This window comes from Neisseria sp. HMSC061H08 (genome assembly GCF_001836795.1).
Classification (GTDB): Bacteria; Pseudomonadota; Gammaproteobacteria; order Burkholderiales; family Neisseriaceae; genus Neisseria; species Neisseria subflava_A.
The window spans coordinates 1-24,382 of the sequence record NZ_KV830553.1 but is presented as its reverse complement, the minus strand read 5'-3'; the positions used below and the strand labels follow the sequence as shown (position 1 = coordinate 24,382).

The window sequence follows — 24,382 nt, the reverse complement described above, 5'->3', positions numbered from 1 at the left end:
CTGGCGCAAGACGACACCCTGTCCGAATTGCTCAAACTGATTAATTGCCAACTGGCCGAAAAAACCTAAAAGTAGAGAAAGCATCCGCCGCCGTCATTGACGCCACCATTATTCAGACCGCCAGCAGCAAACAGCGTCAGGCCATAGAAATTGACGAGGAAGGACAAGTCAGCGGACAAACCACACCGGAGAAAAAGCCATTCTCCACCTCTCCCCGGTTATCCGCAGCGACAACGCACTGATGATACGCGAGCTGATTAAAGTAGGCGCAGGCATAGGCTATCAGCCCCTTTGGGCAGTCCAGCAGGAATTGAAGGACGGCACATTGATCCAACTCCTACCCGATTACACCATCTGGGCAAACCAACTGAACGCCACTTATGTCGACAGGGCCTTTCTCAGCGCGAAAGTCCGCAGCTTTATCGACTTTCTCAATGAAAAAATATCGGAAGGATAAACATCAAGGCCGTCTGAAACACTTTTCAGACGGCCTTTAATCAAAGCAACAATCCAATCAATAATTGGTCGAGCAGAACTGTTCGCGTTTGTCCGCATCGGCGGCATAACATGTCAAACCCATGCCTGATGCATTGCTGTTGTTCGCTTTCGCACCCGGTTTTTTGTTCACCAAAACCTTACCGTTTTTTCCGATTTCCACGGTTACGCCTTTGCCGTTTTTCAGCTTCCATTTCAACACTTGCGCATCGGCACTTTGGCACTTGCTGACCGTACAGCCGCCTTCTGTCGCGACGTTGCCGTTTTTATAAATCACGCACTGCTGCTGGCTGTCGGTACAGGCCGCATACGCAGCAACAGAGAAACAGGAAATCAGCGCGGCAAACAAAACAGGTTTCATGGTTTGAACTCCTAAGGTTGTGATGATGGGTTTGTGATATTTAGAACTATACGCTTGTTTATATCGATAAGCCATCAAGCATGATGGCAAACAATATATTGATTTAATATTGTATAAATTTCAAATATTATCAATTAGTTGGTGTTAATATACTCATTAGCGCAATATTGATATAGTAGTTGCTTCTGCCTATCTTTTCTTTGTAAAGGAACCCACCTTCTGTCAGTTCGTCTAGATATTTGGCGGCACTAGGGCGAGAAACGTTCAGCGTTTTCATCAGGAAATCGATTTTTGTGTAGGGATGATTGAATAGGTGGTTAATCAGGTCTTGGCTGTAGAAGCTGAAGTTTTGCCTGATGCGGTGTTTGTAGTCCAACATCGCCTGATGGATGTGCTGCACGGTATCGATGCCGTCCTTGGCGGTTTGTTCCACGGCTTCCAGCATATACAGCAGCCAGCCTTCCCATTCACCCGTATCGCGTACATATTGTAACAGTCGGTAATATTCGCTTTTGTTCCGTACCAGATAACGGCTGAGGTATAAAACGGGAATATCCAGCAACCCGGTTAAAACCAGATACAGCACATTAATAATTCTACCGGTTCTGCCATTGCCGTCGTAAAACGGGTGAATGCTTTCAAACTGGTGATGGAGCAACGCCATGCGGATCAGCGGGTCGATAGGTTTTTCCGTGTTGTCGTCATTGATAAATGCTTCCAATCTGCTCATCAGGCGAATGATATCGTCCATATGTTGCGGCGGCGTATAGACGGTTTCGCCGGTACGGTCGTTTTTCAGCATCGTTCCCGACTGTTTGCGGAATCCGGCACGGTTCTTTTCCAACTCGGCCTGTATTGTCAAAATATGATTGTTGGTCAGCATTCCGTGTTCTTGGATAAGGCCGAAGCCGCAATGCAGTGCTGAAGCATAATTCTGCACTTCTTTGATGGCAGGACTAGACTGGCTTGCCGATATTCCTGCACGGAACAGTTCGTCATGGGTGGTAATGATATTTTCGATTTCGGAACTGTCTTTGGCTTCCTGCAAAGACAGCGTGTTAATCAGAATGCCTTGGTTGGGAATGCTGCGGCAGATACCTTTTAATTCAGCCAGATAACGATGGGCGGAATTCAGTTTTTTCAAGACAGGGACCGTTTCGAGGTCTGCTTCGGGAGGGAATTGTTCGATCGAGTACATTTTAGGTTTTCAGTTAATTGATAAAAAAATCCCATTTTTTTGCTATATCGCTTCGATATGATAAAAAAACGGGATTTTTTTTACAAGTCAGTTTTAATGTATTGTTTTAATAAACTATTTTAAATCACACTTCAGGCAGCCCTATCTTTTCAACTTCGCCAGCGCATCCGCCATCGCCGAATTTGCAGGCTGCTTTTCGCGCGGTGGTTTGCCGGGGCGGCTGTTTGCGCTGCGTTTTTCGGTTTCATGCAGCCTTTTGCTGCGTTTTTCCGCGCCCGCTTCGTCATCCAGCCGCATAGTCAGCGCAATACGTTTACGCGCAGCATCGACTTCCAGCACTTTCACTTTCACCACGTCACCGGCTTTCACGATTTCGTGCGGGTCTTGGACGAATTTATTGGACAGGGCGGAGATGTGCACCAAGCCGTCCTGATGGACGCCGATGTCCACGAACGCACCGAAGTTGGCGACGTTGGAGACCACGCCTTCGAGTATCATGCCGACTTGCAAGTCGCTGATTTCGTGGATGCCTTCGGCGAATGAAGCCGTCTGAAATTCGCCGCGCGGGTCGCGGCCGGGTTTTTCCAGCTCGGACAAAATATCCAAAATCGTCGGCAGGCCGAAGCGTTCGTCGATGAAGTCGGACGCTTTGATTTGCTTCACGCGCTCGCGGTTGCCGATGAGTTCGGCGGCGCTAATGCCTTGTTGCGCCAGCATTTTGGCGACGACGGGATAGGCTTCGGGGTGGACGGCGCTCGCGTCCAGCGGCTCTTTGCCGCCGTTAATCCGCAAAAATCCCGCCGCCTGCTCGAAGGTTTTTTCACCCAAACGCGGTACTTTCAGCAATTTTTTGCGGCTGTCGAACGCGCCGTTTTCATCGCGGTAGGCGACGATGTTTTGGGCAAGGGTTTGATTCAAACCGGAAATCCGCGCCAAGAGCGGAGCGGAGGCGGTGTTCACGTCCACACCGACGGCGTTCACGCAGTCTTCGACCACTGCGTCCAGCGATTTGGCGAGTTGGCTTTGGTTCACGTCGTGCTGATACTGGCCCACGCCGATGGATTTAGGGTCGATTTTGACCAACTCGGCGAGCGGGTCTTGCAGCCTGCGGGCAATGGACACTGCGCCACGCAGGGAAACGTCCAAGTCGGGGAATTCACGCGCCGCCAGTTCGGACGCGGAATAAATCGACGCACCTGCTTCAGAAACGACGATTTTGTGCAGCCCCATTTCCGGCATTCCGCGCACCAGTTCGCCCGCGATTTTGTCGGTTTCGCGGCTGGCGGTGCCGTTGCCGATGGCGATGAGCTTCACGCCGTGTTGCTTAATCAGGCGCGACAGCGTTGCCAACATATTGTTTTCTTGATGCAAATAGACAATGACCGTATCCAGCAGCTTGCCCGTATCGTCCACCACGGCGCATTTCACGCCGTTCTTGTAGCCGGGGTCGAGGCCCAAAGTGGTCAGCCGTCCGGCAGGCGCGGCAAGCAGCAAGTCTTTGAGATTGCGGGCAAACACGGTAATCGCGTCGGTGTCGGCGGCTTCTTTCAGACGGCCCAAGGCTTCAAGCTCCAGCGACAAAAAGATTTTCGCGCGCCAAGTCAGGCGTACGGTGTCGCGCAGCCATTTGTGGCCGTCTGAAACCTTAAAGCGACGGGCGATGATTTGCTCGTATTCGCTTTGCTGCGTAATCGGCGTGTCGTCGGGCTGGTATTTGAGGGCAATGTTCAACACGCCTTCGTTGCGGCCACGCAAAACCGCCAATGCACGGTGGCTGGGCATAGTGCGAATAGGTTCGCGATGGTCGAAATAATCGCTGAATTTTTCGCCTTCGGTTTCTTTGCCTTCAATGACTTGCGCGTGGATTTCGGCTTCGTTCCACAACTTATCGCGCAGCGTGCCGATGAGTTCCGCGTCTTCGGCAAACTGCTCCATCAGAATCGCGCGCGCGCCGTCCAGTGCGGCTTTGGTGTCGGGAACGTTTTCGTTCAGGTAGCCTTGCGCGGCGGCTTCCACGTCCTGCGGCTGTTCGGCAAGCAACACGTCCGCCAGCGACTGCAAACCGTGTTCGCGCGCGATTTGCGCTTTGGTGCGACGTTTGGGCTTGTAGGGCAGATACAGGTCTTCCAGCGCGGTTTTGTTGTCGGCGGCCTCGATTTGCGCTTTGAGGTCGTCTGAAAGTTTGCCTTGTTCTTCAATGCTTTTTAAAACAACAGCCTTGCGCTCTTCCAACTCGCGCAGGTATTGCAGCCGCTCGGCAAGCTGGCGCAGCTGCGTGTCGTCCAGCCCACCCGTGGCTTCTTTACGGTAACGCGCGATAAAAGGGACGGTCGCGCCGTCGTCTAAAAGCTCAATAGCGGCATTAATTTGCGCAGTGGTGGCAGAGAGTTCTTGAGAGAGGATTTGGGTAATGTTCATATATTCCTTCATATTCCATCTGAACGATTGATAGGACAGCACAACGTAAGATAATTTTTGGGAAGACAAAGGATAATACTGATACACTTCATTCAAAACAAGATAACATATGCTGTATAAGGAAAACCAATGACTATTCTTATCACCGGCGGTACCGGTTTTATCGGTTCCCATACCGTTGTTTCCCTGTTGAAATCAGGCTTTAATGCCGTGATTTTGGACAATTTGTGCAATTCGTCTGCCAACATCCTCCCGCGCTTGGAAAAGATTACCGGCAAGTCTGTGCCTTTTTACCAAGGGGATATCCGTGATCGTGAAGTGTTGCGTCAAATCTTTGCAGAACATGATATTGATGCCGTCATCCATTTTGCCGGCTTAAAGGCAGTCGGTGAAAGCGTGGCCGAACCAATGAAATACTATGACAACAATGTGTCGGGCAGCTTGGTTTTGGCTGAAGAAATGGCACGTGCCGGTGTATTTAAGATTGTGTTCAGCTCATCGGCTACGGTTTACGGCGATCCGGGCAAAGTGCCTTATACGGAAGATATGCAACCGGGGGATACGACCAGCCCTTACGGCACGTCTAAGTCTATGGTGGAGCGCATTTTGACGGATATCCAAAAGGCCGATCCGCGCTGGAGCGTGATTTTGTTGCGCTATTTCAACCCTATCGGTGCGCATGAAAGCGGTTTGATCGGCGAGCAGCCAAACGGTATCCCGAACAATCTGCTGCCTTATATCTGCCAAGTGGCTTCAGGCAAGCTGCCGCAATTGTCGGTTTTCGGTGATGACTACCCTACCCCAGACGGTACGGGTATGCGCGACTATATCCATGTGATGGATTTGGCGGAAGGCCACGTGGCAGCCATGCAGGCGAAAAGCGATGTTTCGGGTGTACACCTGTTTAATTTGGGTTCAGGGCGTGCTTACTCGGTATTGGAAATCATCCGTGCCTTTGAAGCGGCCTCCGGTTTGACCATTCCGTTCCAAATCAAACCGCGTCGCGATGGCGATTTGGCCTGTTTCTATGCCGACCCTGCCTACACCAAAGCGCAGACCGGTTGGGAAACCAAGCGTGATTTAGCGCAGATGATGGAAGACTCATGGCGTTGGGTCAGCAACAACCCAAATGGCTACGACGATTAAGTTGACCTGATACAGGCCGTCTGAAAGAGATGTTTTCAGACGGCCTCTTTATCTGAAAAACACACTTTCTGTCTGCTATAATCCGTTTATATTATTTTGACTATCCTCTGAAACTTATGAAAAAAATCCTTGTTAGCGGCGGCGCGGGCTTTATCGGTTCTGCCGTTGTCCGTCATATTATCCAAAACACCCAAGACTCTGTCGTCAATGTCGATAAACTAACTTATGCCGGCAATTTGGAATCTTTGACTGGGGTAGCCAATAATCCTCGCTATGCTTTTGAGCAAGTGGATATTTGCGACCGCGCCGAACTCGACCGCGTATTCGCACAACACCAGCCTGATGCCGTGATGCACTTGGCTGCGGAAAGCCATGTCGACCGCTCTATTGATTCGGCAGGCGAGTTTATCCAAACCAATATTGTCGGCACATTCAATCTGCTTGAAGCGGCCCGCGCCTACTGGCAACAAATGCCGTCTGAAAAACGCGAAGCCTTCCGCTTCCACCATATTTCTACCGATGAAGTCTATGGCGATTTGCACGGTACGGACGATTTATTTACCGAGACCACGCCATACGCGCCGTCCAGCCCCTACTCTGCTTCTAAAGCGTCCAGTGACCACCTCGTACGTGCATGGCTGCGCACTTACGGACTGCCAACCATCGTAACCAACTGCTCCAACAACTACGGCCCGTACCACTTCCCGGAAAAACTCATTCCGTTAATGATTCTGAACGCACTCGACGGCAAACCGCTGCCCGTTTACGGCGACGGTATGCAAATCCGCGACTGGCTGTTTGTCGAAGACCACGCGCGCGCGCTGTATCAGGTTGTTACCGAAGGTGTTGTCGGCGAGACCTACAATATCGGCGGCCACAATGAAAAAGCCAATATTGAAGTCGTCAAAACCATCTGCACCCTACTGGAAGAGCTTGTTCCTGAAAAACCGGCCGGCGTGGCGCGTTATGAAGATTTGATTACTTTCGTACAAGACCGCCCCGGCCATGACGTGCGCTACGCCATCGACGCTGCCAAAATCGGCAGGGAGCTGGGCTGGAAACCACAGGAAACGTTCGAATCCGGCATCCGCAAAACAGTGCAATGGTATTTGGACAACAAAACCTGGTGGCAAAACGTATTGAACGGCAGCTACCGTTTAGAACGTTTAGGCACTGGAAAATAAGTTTTCAGACGGCCTGTTCCCATATTAGGCCGTCTGAAAATCACGCAAACACACACTACTCAGGAGAAAACCCATGAAAGGAATTATCCTCGCCGGCGGCAGCGGCACGCGCCTCTACCCCATCACGCGCGGTGTATCCAAACAACTGCTGCCCGTGTACGACAAGCCCATGATTTACTATCCCCTGTCCGTATTGATGCTGGCAGGAATCCGCGATATTTTGGTGATTACCACGCCCGAAGACAACGCCTCTTTCAAACGCCTGCTCGGCGACGGCAGCGATTTCGGCATTTCCATCAGCTATGCCGTTCAACCCAGCCCGGACGGCTTGGCACAGGCATTTATCATCGGCGAAGAATTTATCGGCAACGACAATGTTTGCTTGGTTTTGGGCGACAATATTTTCTACGGCCAATCGTTTACGCAAACATTGAAACAGGCCGCCGCCAAGACCCAAGGCGCAACCGTATTCGGCTATCAAGTCAAAGACCCCGAGCGTTTCGGCGTGGTTGAATTTGACGAAAACTTCAACGCCCTGTCTATCGAAGAGAAACCGCAACAGCCCAAATCCGATTGGGCGGTAACCGGCTTGTACTTCTACGACCAACGCGTCGTCGAGTTCGCCAAACAAATCAAACCGTCCGCCCGTGGCGAATTGGAAATCTCCGACCTCAACCAAATGTATTTGGAAGACGGTTCATTGTCGGTACAACTTTTGGGACGCGGTTTCGCATGGCTGGACACCGGCACCCACGAGAGCCTGCACGAAGCCGCTTCATTCGTCCAAACCGTACAAAACATCCAAGACCTGCAAATCGCCTGCCTGGAAGAAATCGCTTGGCGCAATGGTTGGCTTTCTGATGAAAAACTGGAAGAACTGGCGCGCCCAATGGCGAAAAACCAATACGGCCAATATTTGCTGCGCCTGTTGAAAAAATAATGTTTGAGGCCGTCTGAAACTTTTCAGACGGCCTTTAGATGAAAGATAAAACGATGAACATCATTGATACCGCCATTCCTGACGTAAAACTGCTTGAGCCCCAAGTCTTCGGCGACTCGCGCGGCTTTTTTATGGAAACCTTCCGCGACGAGTGGTTCAAGAGCCAAGTCTGCAACCGCACCTTTGTGCAGGAAAACCACTCCAAATCCAGCAAAGGCGTATTGCGCGGCCTGCACTATCAAACTGAAAACACACAAGGCAAACTCGTGCGCGTGGTTGTCGGCGAAGTATTCGATGTAGCCGTCGATATGCGTAAAGACTCCCCCACTTTCGGCAAATGGGTAGGCGAAATTCTGTCCGCAGAAAACAAACGCCAACTGTGGGTACCCGAAGGTTTCGCACACGGCTTCTATGTACTGAGCGATGAAGCCGAGTTCGTCTATAAATGCACAGACTATTACAACCCCAAAGCCGAACACTCGCTGATTTGGAATGATTCGACAGTCGGCATCGACTGGCCGCTGCAGGGCGAGCCAAACCTATCGCCTAAAGACTTGGCAGGCAAAGTATTGGCCGAAGCAGTCACGTTTTAAAAAGTTTTAAAAATAATTCAGGCCGTCTGAAAGAATGCTCCTCTTTTCAGACGGCCTACAATCTATTAATAACAATAATCGACGAAAACGCATTGTGAAAAACGCCTACATTCCCTCTCGTGGCATCCGCAAAATTCCCCATCTCTCCACCCTATTGCCTGAGTTTCATATCTGCAAAGACGGAAAAGGTGCAGAGACTGTTGTCGGATGGGGTTTGCGCCCGACGACACACAAAGCGCGTGCTTTTGCCGCCGAACACCAGCTTCCCTTTATTGCTTTGGAAGACGGCTTTTTGCGATCGCTCGGACTGGGTGTTGCCGGCTATCCGCCCTATTCCATCGTCTATGACGACATCGGCATCTACTACGACACCACGCGTCCTTCGCGTTTGGAACAACTGATTCTTGCCGCCGATACCATGCCGTCTGAAATCTTGGCTCAGGCGCGACAGGCGATGGATTTCATCCTGCAACACCATCTGTCCAAATACAACCACGCGCCCGAACTTTCAGACGATCATCCTTTACGCTCCCCATCCAAACCCGAAACCGTCCTCATTATCGACCAAACCTTCGGCGATATGGCCATCCAATATGGCGGCGCAGACGCCTCTACGTTTGAACTGATGTTTCAGACGGCCTTAAATGAAAACCCGCAAGCCGATATCTGGGTAAAAACCCATCCCGATGTTTTGTGCGACAAAAAACAAGGCTATCTGACCCAACTGGCGCAGCAACACCGTGTCCATCTTTTGGCAGAAGACATCAATCCGATTTCTTTGTTGCAAAACGTCGATAAAGTTTATTGCGTTACCTCACAAATGGGTTTTGAGGCGCTTTTGTGCGGCAAGCCGCTGACCACCTTCGGCCTGCCATGGTATGCCGGATGGGGTGTAAGTGACGACCGCCATCCTGAAATCGACAGCCTTGTTCAAACCCAACGCCGCGCCCCCCCGCAACTTGCTGCAACTCTTCGCCGCGGCCTATCTGCAATACAGCCGCTACCTCAACCCCAATACCGGCGAAGCAGGCAGCCTTTTTGATGTCATCGACTATCTGGCGACGGTCAAACGCAAAAACGACAAATTGCGTGGCGAGTTGTATTGCGTCGGCATGTCTTTGTGGAAACGCGCGGTTGCCAAACCGTTCTTTAACGTACCCTCATGCCGTCTGAAATTTATCTCCTCCACCCAAAAACTGGCAGGGGTCAAACTGTCCGACGATGCACGCATCCTAGCTTGGGGCAACGGCAAAGAGGCCATCGTCCGTTTTGCTGAACAACACCACATCCCCCTGTTGCGTATGGAAGACGGCTTTATCCGCTCGGTCGGGCTTGGTTCTAATTTAGTCCCGCCGCTGTCGCTCGTTACCGACGATATGGGCATTTATTTCAATGCCGAAACCCCGTCCCGTCTTGAACACATCCTGCAAAACCAAAACTTCGACGATCAAGACTTTCAGACAGCCTTGAAGCTGCAAAAAATGCTGACCGAAAACCACATCAGCAAATACAACGTCGGCAGCTCAGACTTCACCGCCCCGTCAACCGACAAAACCGTAATCCTCGTTCCCGGACAGGTTGAAGATGATGCGTCTATCCGCTACGGTTCACCCAAAATCTATCGCAATCTGGATTTGCTCCGTACCGTACGCGAACGCAATCCCGATGCCTATATCATCTACAAACCGCATCCCGATGTAGTCAGCGGTAACCGCATCGGCCATATTTCCCCTGAAGATGCTGCACGATATGCCGACCAAACCGCCGAACAAGCCGATATCCTGACCTGTCTCCGATACGCAGACGAAGTACATACCATGACTTCGCTGACCGGTTTTGAAGCCTTGTTGCGCGGCAAAAAAGTCAGCTGCTACGGCCTGCCTTTCTATGCAGGCTGGGGGCTTACCCAAGATCTGCTGCCCATTCCACGCCACAGCCGCAGGCTTGAGCTTTGGCAGCTGATTGCCGGCACACTCATCCACTATCCCGACTACATCCACCCCGAAACCCATCAGGCCATCAATGCGGAAACTGCAGCCCAAATCCTGATACGTCAAAAAAATATGCAAAAAAACAACAACGGATTACATCGCGGGCACTTTGCTAAAAAATTAGGTAAAATCAAACAACTATATCGATCTTTCAAATAAATACCATCTAAATTAACGATATATCATAAACTTGATTCTATTGCGGCATCATTGCCTTTGCATCGTTAATACGCTTGGCGTATGCTTGAAAGTTCAACCTAAAACTATTACATAAAAAACAAAACCACATTGCGACATGAAACAGACCGTCCTCAAAAACAACCTGCAAAACCTGATCGAAAGCGCAGAAAATATCCTGCTGCTTCAAGGTCCTGTCGGCAATTTTTTTCTGCGTCTTGCCGACTGGCTGACTGTAAACGGCAAAACCGTCCATAAATTCAACTTTAATGCAGGCGACGACTATTTTTATCCGCCCACTCAAGCTCATACCGTTGTTTTTAACGATAACTACGATGCCTTTCCTGAGTTTTTGCAAGAATACATCGTTCAACATCACATCCAGGCCGTTGTCTGCTTTGGCGACACACGCCCTTATCACGTCATTGCAAAACGCATTGCAAACGAAAACCAAGTCGGTTTCTGGGCGTTTGAAGAAGGCTATTTCCGCCCCTACTACATCACCCTAGAAAAAGACGGCGTCAACGCATTTTCCCCGTTACCGCGCCGTGCCGACTTTTTTTTGGAACAATTCCCCAAGCTGGCCCAGCAAGAATACAAAGCGCCGACGCCGGTACGCGGCGGGTTTATGCCCATGGCCAAAAACGCCGTCCGTTACTATATCGAATTGTTCCGCAACCCGAACAAGTACCCAAACTACATCCACCACCGCGCATCCAATGCCGGCCATTACCTCAAACTGTGGTCGATCTCCATCCTCAAGCGTTTGAACTACTACATTGAAGACATCCAAATCGCCAAACGCGTGGAGACGGGCAAATACGGCAAATTTTTTATTGTTCCCTTGCAGGTATTCAACGACAGCCAAGTCCGCATCCATTGTGACTTTTCCAGCGTCCGCAGCTTCCTGCTCCATATTTTGGCCTCCTTTGCCGCGCACGCGCCTGCCGATACCAACATCATCATCAAGCATCATCCGATGGACCGCGGTTTTATCGACTACTGGCGCGACATTAAACGCTTTATCAAAGAACACCCCAAACTCAAAGGCCGCGTGACTTACGTCCATGATGTCCCCCTGCCCGCTTTCCTACGCCACGGCCTCGGCATGGTTACCATCAACAGCACCAGCGGCCTGTCCGGACTGATACACAATATGCCTGTCAAAGTGCTCGACCGTGCCTATTATGATATTCCCGGCATAACCGACCAAAATACCTTGGCAGAATTTTGGAATCATCCGACACCGCCTGACAAAGAGCTGTTCCATGCCTACCGAATGTACCACCTCAACATGACCCAAATTAACGGCAACTTCTACAGTCAGGTGTTTTTCCCCGACAAAAAAACCTCTGCCCCTTCCATTCCAGCAACCTGACTTAGCAAAAATAATTCAGGCCGTCTGAAAAACATTTCAGACGGCCTGAAACAATCAACATCCCATCCGCTGTCATGTAAACAAACCATAAAAAAACCGCATTTATCATTAACAATAAATTACAAAAACAGTATAATGACCAAGCTGTCATGAACGTATGCCGACTCAAGCCGAAAGCTTTGTAACGCACTGAATAGAGATGTTTCCCCAGGAAAATAATACAACAAGCCGAACATCTTTAAAGGCAGGCCGGTAAGGCAACTGCAAAACTGTGCCAAGCCCTATTTTTTACAAAGCCATCGACCGGCATCGCCGCCTATATGCCGCAGCACCCGTCTTCCACTTTATCCGCCCGCAAACCATGACCGCCGCTCCTGAAATCCTCTACCGGCAAGCCGCCGCCCTTTTGGAACAATCCCATACCGCCCAAGCCCTGCCCCTGTTGCAACAGGCGGCAAAGCAGGGTTATGCGGAAGCTGCTTTCGTATTGGGCAACCATCTGCTGCAAAACGGCCAACCGGAGCAGGCACTTTCATGGTTGGAAGCCGCCGCGGCCCAACGCCATCCCAAAGCACTCTTCTCCCTGCTGCAACAGCGCGAACACAACGGCACCCCGACCGGACAGCTTCTTAACGAATACGCCTGGCTGGGTGAGCAGGGACACCCAGAAGCCCAATTAATCCTCATGCGTTACCACGCGCAGCACAACGATCCACAATCGCTCTACTGGGCGGAGCTTGCTGCCGCCCGATATGCCGCGCCCGCGTATTACCATCTGGCGCGCCATCATCAACGCCAAGGCGACGTTGCGATAGCCGTCGAACAATACGAAAAAGCGGCCGCGCTCGGCGTGACGGCCGCCTGTTGGCAACTCGGTCAAATCTACTTCTACGGCACAGGTGTCAGCCCAAACCACGCACAAGCCGAACAATACCTCGAACAAGCCGCGCAAGCCGGTCACATCGCCGCACAAACCCTGCTGGCCGACCTTCTTGCCGCCCAACGCCGACCCGAAGCCTTGGAATGGTATCGTCGTGCCGCCGACAAGGAACAAGCGGAAGCTCAAGCCAAGCTGGCCCAATATGCCCTGACCGGCGAACTTTCCGAACGAGACTCGTTCCAAGCGGCGCGCTATGCCAAAGCCGCCGCCGAGAAAAACCATCCCGAAGCCCTGAAAATCATGGGCGACCTCTACCGCTACGGCCTCGGCATCAAAGCCGACAACCATGTCGCGCACGATTACTACCACCGTGCCGCCGCGCTGGGTTCTGCCGCCGCCGCACAAAAACTTATCAGCGATGCCGCGCTGTACCATCCGCAACAATACGAACAAATCAAAACAGCCGCCCTGCAACAGCAACAAACCGAGACCGCATACCGTTTGGCGGAAGCACAAGCCCGCGCCATCGGCCGTCCTGCCGACTACAATGCCGCGCGCAAAAATTACATGGAAGCGGCCGAGTTCCATCATAAAAATGCGGCGGCAGCCTTGGGCCGCATCTACCATTACGGCCTCGGCACGGCGCAAGACCCTCGGGCGGCCGCCCACTGGTACGCCATCGCAGCCGAACAAAACCACCCTTCCGCCCAATACCACCTCGCCTGTTTCTACTATCACGGGCAAGGTGTAAGCTGCCATGTTCCGACTGCCTGCTACTGGCTGCAGGCCGCCATCGGCAACGGGCATGCCTCGGCCGGGTTATTAACATCCCTCTTGGAACAATGGCGCCGCGAAGCGCATCATGCCATCGGGAAAAAAGCCGTCTGAAAAGATTTACACACGCATTTTTTGACAATCTTTAACTATTCCCCTAATATTTGCCAGTTATTTTTCACGGACAAGCCATCGTTTTCATTTCTTTCCGGAAACACCTTGTCCGCGCATCAATACCATGACACTCGGCGGATAACGCCAAGCGTTGAAACACACTGCATCCGGAAAGAAACGGATACTCGGAAAAACATTTCTAGGAGGTGAAACAACATGGAATGGGAATTCAACAGTTATTACACACTGATTGCCGCCACGCTCGTGTTGCTGGTTGGTAAATTTCTGGTTCAAAAAATCAAATTCTTACGAGACTTCAATATTCCCGAGCCGGTCGCCGGCGGTTTGGTTGCCGCTATCGTCCTGTTCGCCCTGCACGAAGCCTACGGCGTCAGCTTCAAATTTGAAAAACCGCTGCAAGATGCGTTCATGCTCATCTTCTTTACATCCATCGGTTTGAGCGCGGACTTCTCCCGTCTGAAAGCGGGCGGCCTGCCTTTGGTCATCTTTACCGCCGTGGTAGGTGCATTCATCATCGTCCAAAACTTCGTCGGTGTCGGCTTGGCAAGCGCATTGGGTCTGGATCCGCTGATCGGCCTGATTACCGGTTCGATTACCCTGACCGGCGGTCACGGTACAGCCGGCGCATGGGGTCCTGACTTTGAAAGCAAATTCGGCCTGACCGGCGCAACCGGCTTGGGTATGGCTTCCGCCACCTTCGGCCTGGTATTCGGCGGCCTGATCGGCGGTCCCGTTGCCCGTCGCCTGATCAACAAAATGGGTCGCAAACCTCTGGAAACAAACAAAAAACCAGTTGACAACGACCAAACCGACGACGTCTTCGAAAAAGCACAACGTACCCGTCTGATTACGGCTGACTCCGCTGTCGAAACACTCGCGATGTTTGCCGCATGTTTGGCTTTTGCCGAAATCGTCGACGGCTACGACAAAGCCTTCTTCGACCTGCCTAAATTCGTATGGTGTCTGTTTGCCGGCGTGGTCATCCGCAACGTCCTGACTGCAACCTTCAAAGTCAATATGTTCGACCGCGCCATCGACGTATTCGGTAACGCCTCCCTGTCGCTCTTCCTCGCCATGGCCCTTCTGAACCTGAAACTGTGGGAATTGACCGGTCTGGCAGGCCCGGTAACCATCATCCTGGCCGTACAAACCGTCGTCATGATTTTGTACGCAACCTTCGTTACCTACGTCTTCATGGGCCGCGACTACGACTCCGCCGTCTTGGCAGCCGGCCACTGCGGTTTCGGTTTGGGCGCCACCCCGACTGCCGTTGCCAATATGCAGTCCATTACCCAAACTTTCGGCCCTTCGCACAAAGCCTTCCTGATTGTGCCTATGGTGGGTGCGTTCTTCGTTGACCTGCTCAACGCCGCCATCCTCTCCGGCTTCGTCAGCGTCATCAAAGGCTGATACGTCCGACATAGAAAAGCACTTGCCGCATTTACTTGCTGCAAGTGCTTTTGCTATGATAGACACGTCAGGCCGTCTGAAAGGCCGTCACCTTCAGGAGTACACATGTACAAAAAAACCGCTTCCGTATTGATTTTAAGCACGATTCTGCTTGCCGCATGCAGCAAAGAAGAGCCCAAAGCCGCACTTGATTGCGCCCAACCGGCCACACTGCAAAACATCCGTACCACCATCGAAGACACCCTCAAACAACAAGCGCGCTCCTTCGCCCGCAATGACAACCGCCAATTCGTCGACGCCGATAAAATCATCGCCGCCGGCCTCGAATTAGAAACCCTGCTTGAAGACCCCAAAGAAACCGAAGACGACGGCAAAGCCATCTGCCGCGCCAACCTCAAAATCCGTATTCCCGACACCATCCTCAAAACGGCCATAGACAACAGCCCGCTGATTTACGGCAACACTCCGTTGTCTGACATGCTCGAACAAAAACTGATGGGCAGCAACCTGACGTTTGAAAACAACACGTTCAGCACCACCCTGCTCTACACTCCCGACAAAGACGGCAAACCGGTTCTCGAAGACAACACCCTGAGCACCACGGCCCAAACCCTTTCCGCCACCCTGCTGCCCTACGGCGTGAAAAGCATCGTCATGATAGACGGCAAGCCTGTATCAAAAGAGCAGGCCATCAAGCTGCTGCAAAACCAAAACACAGAAGAGCCGCCGACTGTCAATCCGCAAGACATCCTCGAAAACAACGCCGCCAGCCAAGCCGTCGGCTTGACCGATGATGACGATAATTCAGACTACGAAGTCCTGCGCCCTGACCGTGAAACTCCGCGCAACGAGCCGCCCGGCCTCAGCCAAAGCGAACTCGACAACGCGCGTGCGCAAAACCGTCAGGCAGACAGCGAGATCAACGACCTCTGGGGCGGCATGGACAGCGATGTCAAACAACAAATCCTCGGCGAACAACGCGCCTGGATTCAAAGCAAAAAACTCAACTGCCAACAAGCAGCCGCGTCCGCAGACAGCGCCGCACAAGCAGAATACCTGCGCCTGCAGTGTGAAACCCGTATGACCCGCGAACGTACGCAATACCTGCGCGGCTATTCCATCAACTAAAACCGATAAGGCCGTCTGAACATTCAGACGGCCTACAAGAAAGCACATCACATCATGCAATACCGAATCCACCGTGAAGGCGATGCCCCAAACACACCATCTTCAGCCTCCACACCTGTTGACAACTGGGAGCGCAACACCCTGCGCGAAGTCCTCCTCGCCGCCTACCAAGAACAGCGCCGCGCCCGCATTTGGCGCAATATCTGGCGCGGCGTCGCCGTCCTCATCTTCCTCAGCCTGATCTTCGGCTTTGCAGAAGAAGAAGGAAAAACCACGAGCATCCACGCCCGCGGCGAACACACCGCCGTTATCGACCTGACCGGCGAAATCGGCAACGACATCGACGACCAAGTCCAAATCCTGCGCGACAGCATGGAAGCCGCCTATAACAACAGCAACGCCAAAGCCATCATCATCCGCGCCAACAGCCCCGGCGGTTCGCCTGTCGTGTCCAACACCGCCTTTAACGAAGTCCGCCGCCTCAAAGCCGAACACAAAGATATCCCTGTTTACCTCGTTGCCGAAGACATGTGCGCTTCCGGCTGCTACTACATTGCCGCCGCAGCCGACAAAATTTACGCCGACCCTTCCAGCATTGTCGGCAGCATCGGCGTGATCGGCGGCGGTTTCGACTTTACCGGCCTGATGGACAAAGCCGGTGTCAAACGCCGTCTGAAAACCGCCGGCAGCAACAAAGGCATGGGCGACCCTTTCACGCCTGAAACGCCGGCACAAACCCAAATCTGGGAAACCATGTTGGGCGATATCCACCAAGAATTTATCAAAGCCGTCAAACTCGGCCGTGGCGCGCGATTGAAAGACAAACAATATCCCGATGTTTTCAGCGGCCGCATCTACACCGGCAAAGAAGCCAAACAGGTCGGCCTGATTGACGACTTCGGCAGCATTTACAGCGTTGCCCGCGATGTTGTCAAAGCACCCGAGCTGGTCAACTACACGCCGCAAGATGATTTCAGCAAAATGCTCAGCCGCCGCTTCGGTGCGGAAGTGAAGGCCAAAGTCAAAGAAACTTTGTCTGAAATTTGGTAAACCAAAAAAAAACCAAAAGGCCGTCTGAAACCCAAAATATCGGAGTTTCAGACGGCCTTTTTATATGTTTTTTCAAATAAAGTGCAGATTATTGTCCAAACATCCATCGGCTTCATCAAACCGACAGGCAAATATCCCCTGATGATGCTTTTACGGGAACACTTTACGCCTGCAAACGATCAAGCCTCCACGTTTCAGACGGCCTGTTTCTGCATATTGTGCGCCATATCCAGCGCGGCTTGAACGGCGGTAATCAGGCTGCCGGAATCGGCTTTGCCCGTGCCCGCCAAACCCAATGCCGTGCCATGATCGACAGAAGTGCGGATAAAGGGCAGGCCGAGGGTGATGTTCACGCCTTCGCCGAAACCGGCGTATTTGAGCACCGGCAGCCCTTGGTCGTGATACATGGCGAGGACGGCATCGGCATCTTTGAGCAGGAAGGGTTGGAACACGGTATCGGCCGGATAAGGGCCGCGCGCGTCTATGCCTTCGGCCTGCAGGGCATGAAGTGCCGGAATAATGGTGTCGATTTCTTCGTGTCCCAAATGGCCGCCTTCGCCCGCGTGGGGGTTGAGGCCAGTAACGAGGATGACCGGTTTGGCTATGCCGAACTTATGGCGCAGGTCGTGTTCAAGAATGCGGACAACCGACTCGATTAAAGGCTTCGTGATGGCGGCGGAAATATCTTTCAGCGGCAGATGAGTGGTCACCAATGCCACACGCAGGCCGCCGCCGGTCAACATCATGACGACTTGTTCGGTATGGCTTTTTTCGGCGAGGTATTCGGTATGGCCGCTGAAAAAGCCGTTGCCTGCGTGGGCATCGTTGATGATGCCTTTATGCAGCGGCGCGGTCACCATACCGGCAAACAGGCCGTCTGAAATGCCTTGATACGCCGTATCCAGCAGTCGGAGCACATACGCGGCATTGGCAGGATTGAGTTCGCCCGCCCGACACTCGGCATCTAAAGGAATATGCAGGACTTCGAGTTCACCCTTGGGCAACGGTTCAGCCGCTTGGGCTTGAAAGTCGTGCAGGATGACGGATTTGCCGAGTTGTTCGGCCCTTTGCGCCAACAGGTTTTTGTCGCACAAAACAACGGGGCGGCAAGGAAGGTCGGCGAAAGCCAAATCAAGGCAGATGTCGGGGCCGATGCCGGCCGGTTCGCCGGAGGTGATGGCGAGGATGGGAGCAGTCATGGTGTTTCTCGGTACGGTTTACAGTATTTAGACAACAGTCAGGCAAAATACCTGCTCTACTTTTGCAGATTAACACAAATACAAAAAGGCCGTCTGAAAACAGTTTCTGCTTGGTCAAACTGTTTTCAGACGGCCTTGGCTGTTTACCGTTTTACACTTAAGAACGGTGGCCGATCATGCGGTATAAAACATCGTGGCCTTGAATGCGGTGAACAACGACCATGGCAATGTGGCCGGCGACAAGCGCAAAAAGCAGCCAGCCGAGTTTGCCGTGCGCCATATTGCCGAGGTTGGCCATCCATTCGATTTTCTCTGGCGAACCCTGCATCACTTCGACACCGAATACTTTCAACGGGCCGCGACCGCCGCCGTATTGGCGGATCATGCCGATAACGGGAACGGCGAGCATGAAGACGTAAAGGGCAAGGTGGCCTGCTTTGGCGGCAAAGCTGTCGGCGGCAGGACGTTTAGACGCATTGAGCAGAGCCCAAACAATGCGCACGGCAATCACCAGCAGCGTGATGAAACCGATGGATTTATGCACGCCGAAGAGCGATTTGACCCATTCTTCACCATCGTAGATGGTCCAAACGGTAATGGTGGAGAGGATGCCGATGAAACCGAGTACGGTCAGCCAATGCAACGCGCGCGCGACGGCATCGTAGGTTTGTGGGCGTGTAGCGGTCATAATGTTTCCTTGTTTTTGATTTGTTTGGTTTTTTGAATCGGCGGCATTGTAACAAAAATGCCCAACCAATTATGTTGCCTTTTTAAAGAAATTTCGTAAATGTTTGGAAAATTTGAAGAAACGGCGGTTTTATCCATCAGGCTGCCCGGGCCGTCTGAAAACAAGGGCAGGAATACCACCTCCTATGCCGAACTCGGGCTAAAATAGGCGTTTTTATTCTCGGGTACGCATCGATGCAGATTTGGATTCGGCGGTGTGCGCTGTTGCTTCTGCCTTTGGGTTTCTTGGCGGTCATGGTGGCCGCGCCTTTGCTGTCGCTGGCGTTTTACGACGGCGAAGGCGCTTGGGCGGAAGTGGTGGCTGATGACTATATGCGTCTGCGCTTGGGCTGGACGGTGGCGCAGGCGGTTTTGACCTGCGTCTTGGTCACGGCTTTGGGCGTGCCTGCGGCGTGGGTGCTGGCGCGGATGGACTTCGCCGGACGGCGCACGGTTTTACGCCTGCTGATGCTGCCTTTTGTGATGCCGACTTTGGTGGCGGGCATGGGCGTACTGGCTTTATTTGGCGCACACGGTATGCTGGCGGCAGGTTGGCAGGACACGCCGTGGCTGCTGATTTACGGCAATGTGTTTTTCAACCTGCCGGTTTTGGTGCGCTCGGCGTATCAAGGATTTGTGCGAGTGCCGCAGGCGCGGTTGCTGTCGGCGCAATCTTTGGGCGCGGATGCGTGGAGGCGGTTTGTCTGGGTCGAATGGCCGGTGGTGCGCGCGTGGGTTGCCGGCGGTGCGTGTCTGGTGTTTTTATATTGTTTTTCAGGCTTCGGGCTGGCCTTGCTGCTCGGCGGAGAACGTTTTGCAACGGTGGAAGTGGAAATCTACCGGCTGGTGGCGTATGAGTTGGACATGGCGCGTGCGTCGGTGTTGGTGTGGCTGGTGCTGGCGGTTACGGCGGCGGCAGGCGGTTTGTATGCGTATTGGAGCAAACGCGTGGCTGTGGATAAGTCGGTCTCGCCTTTGCCTCCGCGTGCGCCGATATGGGCTTGGGAAAAATGGCTGACGGCAATGGTTTTGGCCATGTTGGCAGTCTGCTGCCTGCTGCCTTTGGCTGCTGTATGGCTCAAGGCGGTATCGGCTGGCTCTTCGTGGGCAGTCTTGCTGGAAGCGCAAACGTGGGCGGCTGTGTGGAACACTGTCCGTTTCTCTGCGGCAGCCGTGGCGGCGGCAACGGTTTTGGGCGTACTGTATGCGGCGGCGGCACGGCAAATGGCGTGGTTGCGCGCGCTGATGTTTTTGCCGTTTATGGTGTCGCCCGTGTGCATCGCGTTTGGCGTTTTGCTGCTCTATCCGCAGTGGACAGCTTCGCTGTGGCTGCTGACCGCGACTTATGCGCTGTTGGCGTATCCGTTTGTGGCCAAAGATGTATTGGCCGCGTGGGACGGTTTGCCCAAAGATTACACGGCAGCAGCGCGTACCATGGGCGCAAACGGTTTTCAGACGGCCTGTTATGTCACCGCGCCTTTATTGAAACCGGCCTTACGGCGCGGCCTGACTTTGGCTTCGGCAACGTGTATCGGCGAATTTGCGGCCACATTGTTCCTGTCCCGCCCCGAATGGCAGACGCTGACCACCTTGATTTACGATTATCTCGGGCGCGCCGGTGCGGACAATTACGGACGGGCGATGGTGTTGACGGCGCTATTGACCGCTTTGGCTTTGACGGCATTTTTGCTGGTGGACGAAGCGGAAGGGCAAAAGGCCGTCTGAACGTGGTCGGCTCAAATTCCCTTCACTTTCACTACACTATTGCCGCGCCTTGTATCGAAAATTGATTGAATCCGCTATATAATTTGTTTTTAACCGCACCCAACACGACCTATCATGACCGACTTAGAAACCAAACGCCTTGAAACCCAAGCCATGCTGGACAATGCCGACTTGCTGTTTGACCAAGGACAATGCCGCGCGGCCTTGCAAAAAGTTGCCGACGACATTACCCGCGACTTGGGCGACAAATACCCCCTGCTCCTGCCGGTAATGGGTGGCGCGGTGGTGTTTACAGGGCAGCTGCTGCCGCTGTTGCGCTTCCCTTTGGACTTTGACTACGTCCACGTTTCCCGCTACGGCGACAAACTCGCAGGCGGCGCGTTCAACTGGAAACGCATGCCCGACCCCGAGCAAATCAAAGGCCGTCATGTTGTCGTTTTGGACGACATTCTGGACGAAGGCCACACCATGGCCGCCATTCAGGAAAAACTGTTGAAAATGGGCGCGGCAAGCTGCCGTGCGGCCGTGTTTGCCAACAAGCTGATCGACAAAGAAAAACCGACCAAAGCCGATTATGTCGGTTTGGACGTACCCAACCGCTACGTCTTCGGTTACGGTATGGATGCCGCCGGCTGCTGGCGCAACCTCGGCGAAATCTACGCCTTAAACAATAAATAAAACAAAGGCCGTCTGAAAAATCTTCAGACGGCCTCAACCCCCATGCTAGGAACACATCATGATAGGTTTGTTAATCATTACACATGAAACCATAGGTGAAGCCTATCGCGGTTTGGCCGACCATTTCTTTCCCAACGGCTTCCCCGAAAATCTCCACATCCTCGGCGTACAGCCTGACGAGGATCAAAACGACATCATCAACAACGCCATCGCCGCGTTGCAGGAATTTCCCGACAACCGCGGCGTGCTGATCATGACCGACATCTTCGGCGCAACCCCGTGCAACGCTGCACGCCGGCTGGTGCGCGAAAACAAATCCGCCATCCTGACCGGCCTCAACGCCCCGATGATGATTAAAGCCATCCAATACTCATCACAAGCCGAAAACCTCTCCGACTTCACCGAAACCGTCAAAGAAGCTGCCATCCGGGGCATTTTCGCCATTACATCCGCACCTGAAGACCTGGTGTGCAAAGAACACGGCTAAGGCCGTCTGAAAACATTCACTTTACGAACATTTAGGGGACATCCATGCTCAAACAAGAAATCGAAATCATCAACAAACTCGGCCTGCACGCACGCGCCTCCAGCAAATTTACCCAAACCGCCTCCCAATTCCAAAGCGAAGTCTGGGTTACCAAAAACGGCAACCGCGTCAACGGCAAAAGCATCATGGGCCTGATGATGCTGGCCGCCGCCAAAGGCACCGTGATTGAGCTGGAAACAGAAGGCGCAGACGAAGCCGCCGCCATGCAGACGTTGACCGACCTCATCAACGACTACTTCGGCGAGGGCGAATAATGAGCATCGTCCTACACGGTGTAGCCGCGGGCAAAGGCATTGCCATCGGCCACGCCCACCTCATCACGCGCGGCACAACGGAAGTCCCCCAATACGACATTGATCCCGACAAACTCGATGCCGAAGCTGCCCGTTTCGACAACGCCATCAAAGCCACGCGCAAAGAATTGGAACAACTGCGCGGCGCGATTCCCGAAAATGCCCCGACCGAATTGGGCGCGTTCATCTCCCTGCACCTAATGCTGCTGACCGACGTTACCCTCTCGCGCGAACCCATCGACATTTTGCGCGAACAGAAAATCAACGCCGAATGGGCATTGAAACAGCAAAGCGACAAGCTCGCCGCCCAGTTCGACATCATCGACGACGACTACCTGCGCGAACGCAAACAGGACATGCTCCAAGTCGTCCGCCGTATCCACAACAACCTTGTCGGTCAAAGCAACGAGATCAACCTCGCCGGCAACCTGTTTGACGACACCGTCCTCATCGCGCACGACCTCTCGCCTGCCGATACCGTATTGTTCAAAGAACAGCACATTACCGCCTTCGTAACCGATGCCGGCGGCCCGACCAGCCACACCGCCATCTTGGGCCGCAGCCTCGACATCCCGTCCGTCATCGGCCTGCACAACGCCCGCAAACTCATCACTGAAAACGAAATCGTCATTGTCGACGGCATCAACGGCGTCCTCATCATCAATCCCGACGAAGTCGTCCTCAACGAATACCGCCGCCTCGCCCGTGAATACCGCAGCCACAAGCGCGAACTCAACAAAATCAAAAAAACCGCCGCCACCACGGCCGACGGCATCAACATCGAACTTTTAGCCAACATCGAATCCGCCGAAGACATCAAAGCCCTGCACAACTTCGGCGCGGACGGCGTCGGCCTGTTCCGCAGCGAATTTCTTTATCTCAACCGCGACACCATACCGTCTGAAGACGAGCAATACGAAGTGTACAGCACGATTGTGAAAAAGATGAAAGGCAAAAGCATTACCATCCGCACCGTCGATTTGGGTGTCGATAAAAATCCGCGCTGGTTCGGCCAAAACAGCACGCCCAACGGCAATCTCAACCCTGCACTCGGCTTGACCGGCATCCGCCTGTGCCTCGCCGAGCCGGTCATGTTCCGCACCCAAATGCGCGCCATCCTCCGCGCTGCCGCCCACGGTCCCGTGCGCATGATGTGGCCGATGATTACATCTATTTCCGAAGTGCGCCAATGCCTTATCCATCTGGACACGGCCCAACGCCAACTTGCCGAACGCGACGAAGCCTTCGGCTCGGTCAGCATCGGCTGCATGATTGAAATCCCGGCCGCCGCCATGACCGTCGGCAGCATCCTCAAACTCGTCGATTTCATCTCCATCGGCACCAACGACTTGATTCAATACCTCTTGTCGGTTGACCGCGGCGACGACAGCGTCAGCCACCTTTACCAACCCGGCCACCCTGCCGTCCTCAAAACGCTGCAACACATCATCCGCACGGCAAACCGCATGGAAAAAGGCGTATCCATCTGCGGCGAAATGGCCGGCGATACTGTCTTCACCCGACTGTTGCTCGGCATGGGCCTGCGTCGCTTCTCCATGAACCCCAACAACCTGCTTTCGGTTAAAAACATCATCCTGCACAGCCACACCGGCCATCTCGAAAACGATGCCGCCAAAATCCTGCGCTGCGAAGACCCGGAAAAAGCCGAAAAACTGATTAAAATCCTCAACCAAAGCGAACAGGCGGAATCACAGGCCGTCTGAATCTCTAAAAAGGGCGTGTTTCGATACACGCCCTTTTATTCGTCCCCATTTTGGGTTTATGCCCGATTCTCCCTCAAGCCCCCTTCTTCCCTATTTCGCCATTTCAAAAACCAACCTTTTTCACTTTTCCCAAACACTGCTTACAGGCCGAGACCTTTGCAAAATTCCTTTTCCCCCAATAGCCGAAACCTAGACACAGATTTTCGGCTGTTTCCGCCACCAATCACTCCCT

The 24,382-nt window shown here is 53.1% G+C and carries 20 protein-coding genes and 3 pseudogenes; 17 read left to right on the top strand and 6 right to left on the bottom strand.

Annotation, left to right across the window (positions count from 1 at the left end):
- A pseudogene (locus tag HMPREF2675_RS10795) lies at window positions 1-185 on the top strand (IS5/IS1182 family transposase); the annotation flags it as partial.
- Between the two features lie 2 nt (window positions 186-187).
- A pseudogene (locus HMPREF2675_RS00845) lies at window positions 188-457 on the top strand (LysR substrate-binding domain-containing protein); the annotation flags it as partial.
- A gap of 57 nt (window positions 458-514) precedes the next feature.
- Here HMPREF2675_RS00845 and HMPREF2675_RS00840 read toward each other — a convergent pair.
- From HMPREF2675_RS00840 to HMPREF2675_RS00830, 3 genes are all read right to left on the bottom strand, one after another.
- Window positions 515-856 (bottom strand): hypothetical protein, encoded by a 342-nt coding sequence (locus tag HMPREF2675_RS00840; RefSeq protein WP_003683849.1) that lies wholly within the window; start codon window positions 854-856, stop codon window positions 515-517.
- Between the two features lie 130 nt (window positions 857-986).
- A complete protein-coding gene (locus tag HMPREF2675_RS00835) occupies window positions 987-2,054 on the bottom strand; it encodes a Fic family protein (protein ID WP_070649326.1) in 1,068 nt (355 codons plus the stop codon).
- 141 nt (window positions 2,055-2,195) lie between these two features.
- The gene (locus HMPREF2675_RS00830) at window positions 2,196-4,472 is read right to left on the bottom strand and encodes a Tex family protein (protein WP_070813727.1); all 2,277 of its coding nucleotides are present in this window, start codon (window positions 4,470-4,472) and stop codon (window positions 2,196-2,198) included.
- 129 nt (window positions 4,473-4,601) lie between these two features.
- On the opposite strand from HMPREF2675_RS00830, the gene galE reads away from it, so the two are divergent.
- The 10 genes and pseudogenes from galE to HMPREF2675_RS00780 all read left to right on the top strand — a co-directional run bounded on the left by galE (window position 4,602) and on the right by HMPREF2675_RS00780 (window position 17,258).
- Entirely contained in the window at window positions 4,602-5,618 is a 1,017-nt protein-coding gene (gene galE, locus HMPREF2675_RS00825; RefSeq protein ID WP_003747972.1) for a UDP-glucose 4-epimerase GalE, read from the top strand.
- A gap of 116 nt (window positions 5,619-5,734) precedes the next feature.
- Complete coding sequence (rfbB, locus tag HMPREF2675_RS00820; RefSeq protein WP_070813726.1) at window positions 5,735-6,802, top strand: dTDP-glucose 4,6-dehydratase; 1,068 nt, start codon at window positions 5,735-5,737, stop codon at window positions 6,800-6,802.
- 73 nt (window positions 6,803-6,875) lie between these two features.
- Window positions 6,876-7,742: a glucose-1-phosphate thymidylyltransferase RfbA gene (gene rfbA, locus HMPREF2675_RS00815; RefSeq protein WP_070813725.1), complete on the top strand. Its 867-nt coding sequence runs from the start codon at window positions 6,876-6,878 to the stop codon at window positions 7,740-7,742.
- 53 nt (window positions 7,743-7,795) lie between these two features.
- Window positions 7,796-8,335, top strand: coding sequence for a dTDP-4-dehydrorhamnose 3,5-epimerase (gene rfbC, locus HMPREF2675_RS00810; RefSeq protein ID WP_070813730.1), 540 nt, complete (start codon window positions 7,796-7,798; stop codon window positions 8,333-8,335).
- Window positions 8,336-8,369: 34 nt separating this feature from the next.
- Window positions 8,370-10,485 (top strand): annotated as a pseudogene (locus HMPREF2675_RS00805) (capsular polysaccharide biosynthesis protein).
- Window positions 10,486-10,621: 136 nt separating this feature from the next.
- A complete protein-coding gene (locus HMPREF2675_RS00800; protein ID WP_070813724.1) occupies window positions 10,622-11,881 on the top strand; it encodes a capsule biosynthesis protein in 1,260 nt (419 codons plus the stop codon).
- Between the two features lie 361 nt (window positions 11,882-12,242).
- Complete coding sequence (locus HMPREF2675_RS00795; protein WP_070813729.1) at window positions 12,243-13,649, top strand: SEL1-like repeat protein; 1,407 nt, start codon at window positions 12,243-12,245, stop codon at window positions 13,647-13,649.
- Between the two features lie 216 nt (window positions 13,650-13,865).
- Window positions 13,866-15,080, top strand: a complete 1,215-nt coding sequence (gene gltS / locus HMPREF2675_RS00790) for a sodium/glutamate symporter (protein ID WP_070813723.1) — start codon at window positions 13,866-13,868, stop codon at window positions 15,078-15,080.
- Window positions 15,081-15,185: 105 nt separating this feature from the next.
- Entirely contained in the window at window positions 15,186-16,208 is a 1,023-nt protein-coding gene (locus tag HMPREF2675_RS00785) for a lysozyme inhibitor LprI family protein (RefSeq protein ID WP_070813722.1), read from the top strand.
- A gap of 54 nt (window positions 16,209-16,262) precedes the next feature.
- Window positions 16,263-17,258, top strand: coding sequence for a S49 family peptidase (locus HMPREF2675_RS00780; RefSeq protein WP_070813721.1), 996 nt, complete (start codon window positions 16,263-16,265; stop codon window positions 17,256-17,258).
- Window positions 17,259-17,452: 194 nt separating this feature from the next.
- On the opposite strand, the gene pdxA is transcribed toward HMPREF2675_RS00780, so the two are convergent.
- From pdxA to HMPREF2675_RS00765, 3 genes are all read right to left on the bottom strand, one after another.
- Entirely contained in the window at window positions 17,453-18,457 is a 1,005-nt protein-coding gene (gene pdxA, locus HMPREF2675_RS00775) for a 4-hydroxythreonine-4-phosphate dehydrogenase PdxA (RefSeq protein WP_070813720.1), read from the bottom strand.
- Between the two features lie 157 nt (window positions 18,458-18,614).
- The gene (locus tag HMPREF2675_RS00770; protein ID WP_083323855.1) at window positions 18,615-19,145 is read right to left on the bottom strand and encodes a cytochrome b; all 531 of its coding nucleotides are present in this window, start codon (window positions 19,143-19,145) and stop codon (window positions 18,615-18,617) included.
- On the bottom strand, window positions 19,142-19,282 hold the full coding sequence (locus tag HMPREF2675_RS00765; RefSeq protein WP_283127777.1) for a purine catabolism protein PucB: 141 nt from the start codon (window positions 19,280-19,282) through the stop codon (window positions 19,142-19,144). Before HMPREF2675_RS00765 ends, HMPREF2675_RS00770 begins: the two co-directional genes overlap by 4 nt.
- 96 nt (window positions 19,283-19,378) lie before the next feature.
- On the opposite strand from HMPREF2675_RS00765, the gene HMPREF2675_RS00760 reads away from it, so the two are divergent.
- From HMPREF2675_RS00760 to ptsP, 5 genes are all read left to right on the top strand, one after another.
- The gene (locus HMPREF2675_RS00760; RefSeq protein ID WP_070813718.1) at window positions 19,379-20,908 is read left to right on the top strand and encodes an ABC transporter permease; all 1,530 of its coding nucleotides are present in this window, start codon (window positions 19,379-19,381) and stop codon (window positions 20,906-20,908) included.
- A gap of 114 nt (window positions 20,909-21,022) precedes the next feature.
- Entirely contained in the window at window positions 21,023-21,586 is a 564-nt protein-coding gene (locus HMPREF2675_RS00755) for a hypoxanthine-guanine phosphoribosyltransferase (protein ID WP_070813717.1), read from the top strand.
- 58 nt (window positions 21,587-21,644) lie between these two features.
- Window positions 21,645-22,073, top strand: coding sequence for a PTS sugar transporter subunit IIA (locus HMPREF2675_RS00750; protein WP_049344952.1), 429 nt, complete (start codon window positions 21,645-21,647; stop codon window positions 22,071-22,073).
- Between the two features lie 44 nt (window positions 22,074-22,117).
- Complete coding sequence (locus tag HMPREF2675_RS00745; RefSeq protein WP_070813716.1) at window positions 22,118-22,387, top strand: HPr family phosphocarrier protein; 270 nt, start codon at window positions 22,118-22,120, stop codon at window positions 22,385-22,387.
- A complete protein-coding gene (ptsP, locus tag HMPREF2675_RS00740) occupies window positions 22,387-24,150 on the top strand; it encodes a phosphoenolpyruvate--protein phosphotransferase (RefSeq protein WP_070813715.1) in 1,764 nt (587 codons plus the stop codon). The genes HMPREF2675_RS00745 and ptsP overlap by 1 nt, the downstream gene beginning before the upstream one ends.
- The last annotated feature ends 232 nt before the right edge of the window (window positions 24,151-24,382 follow it).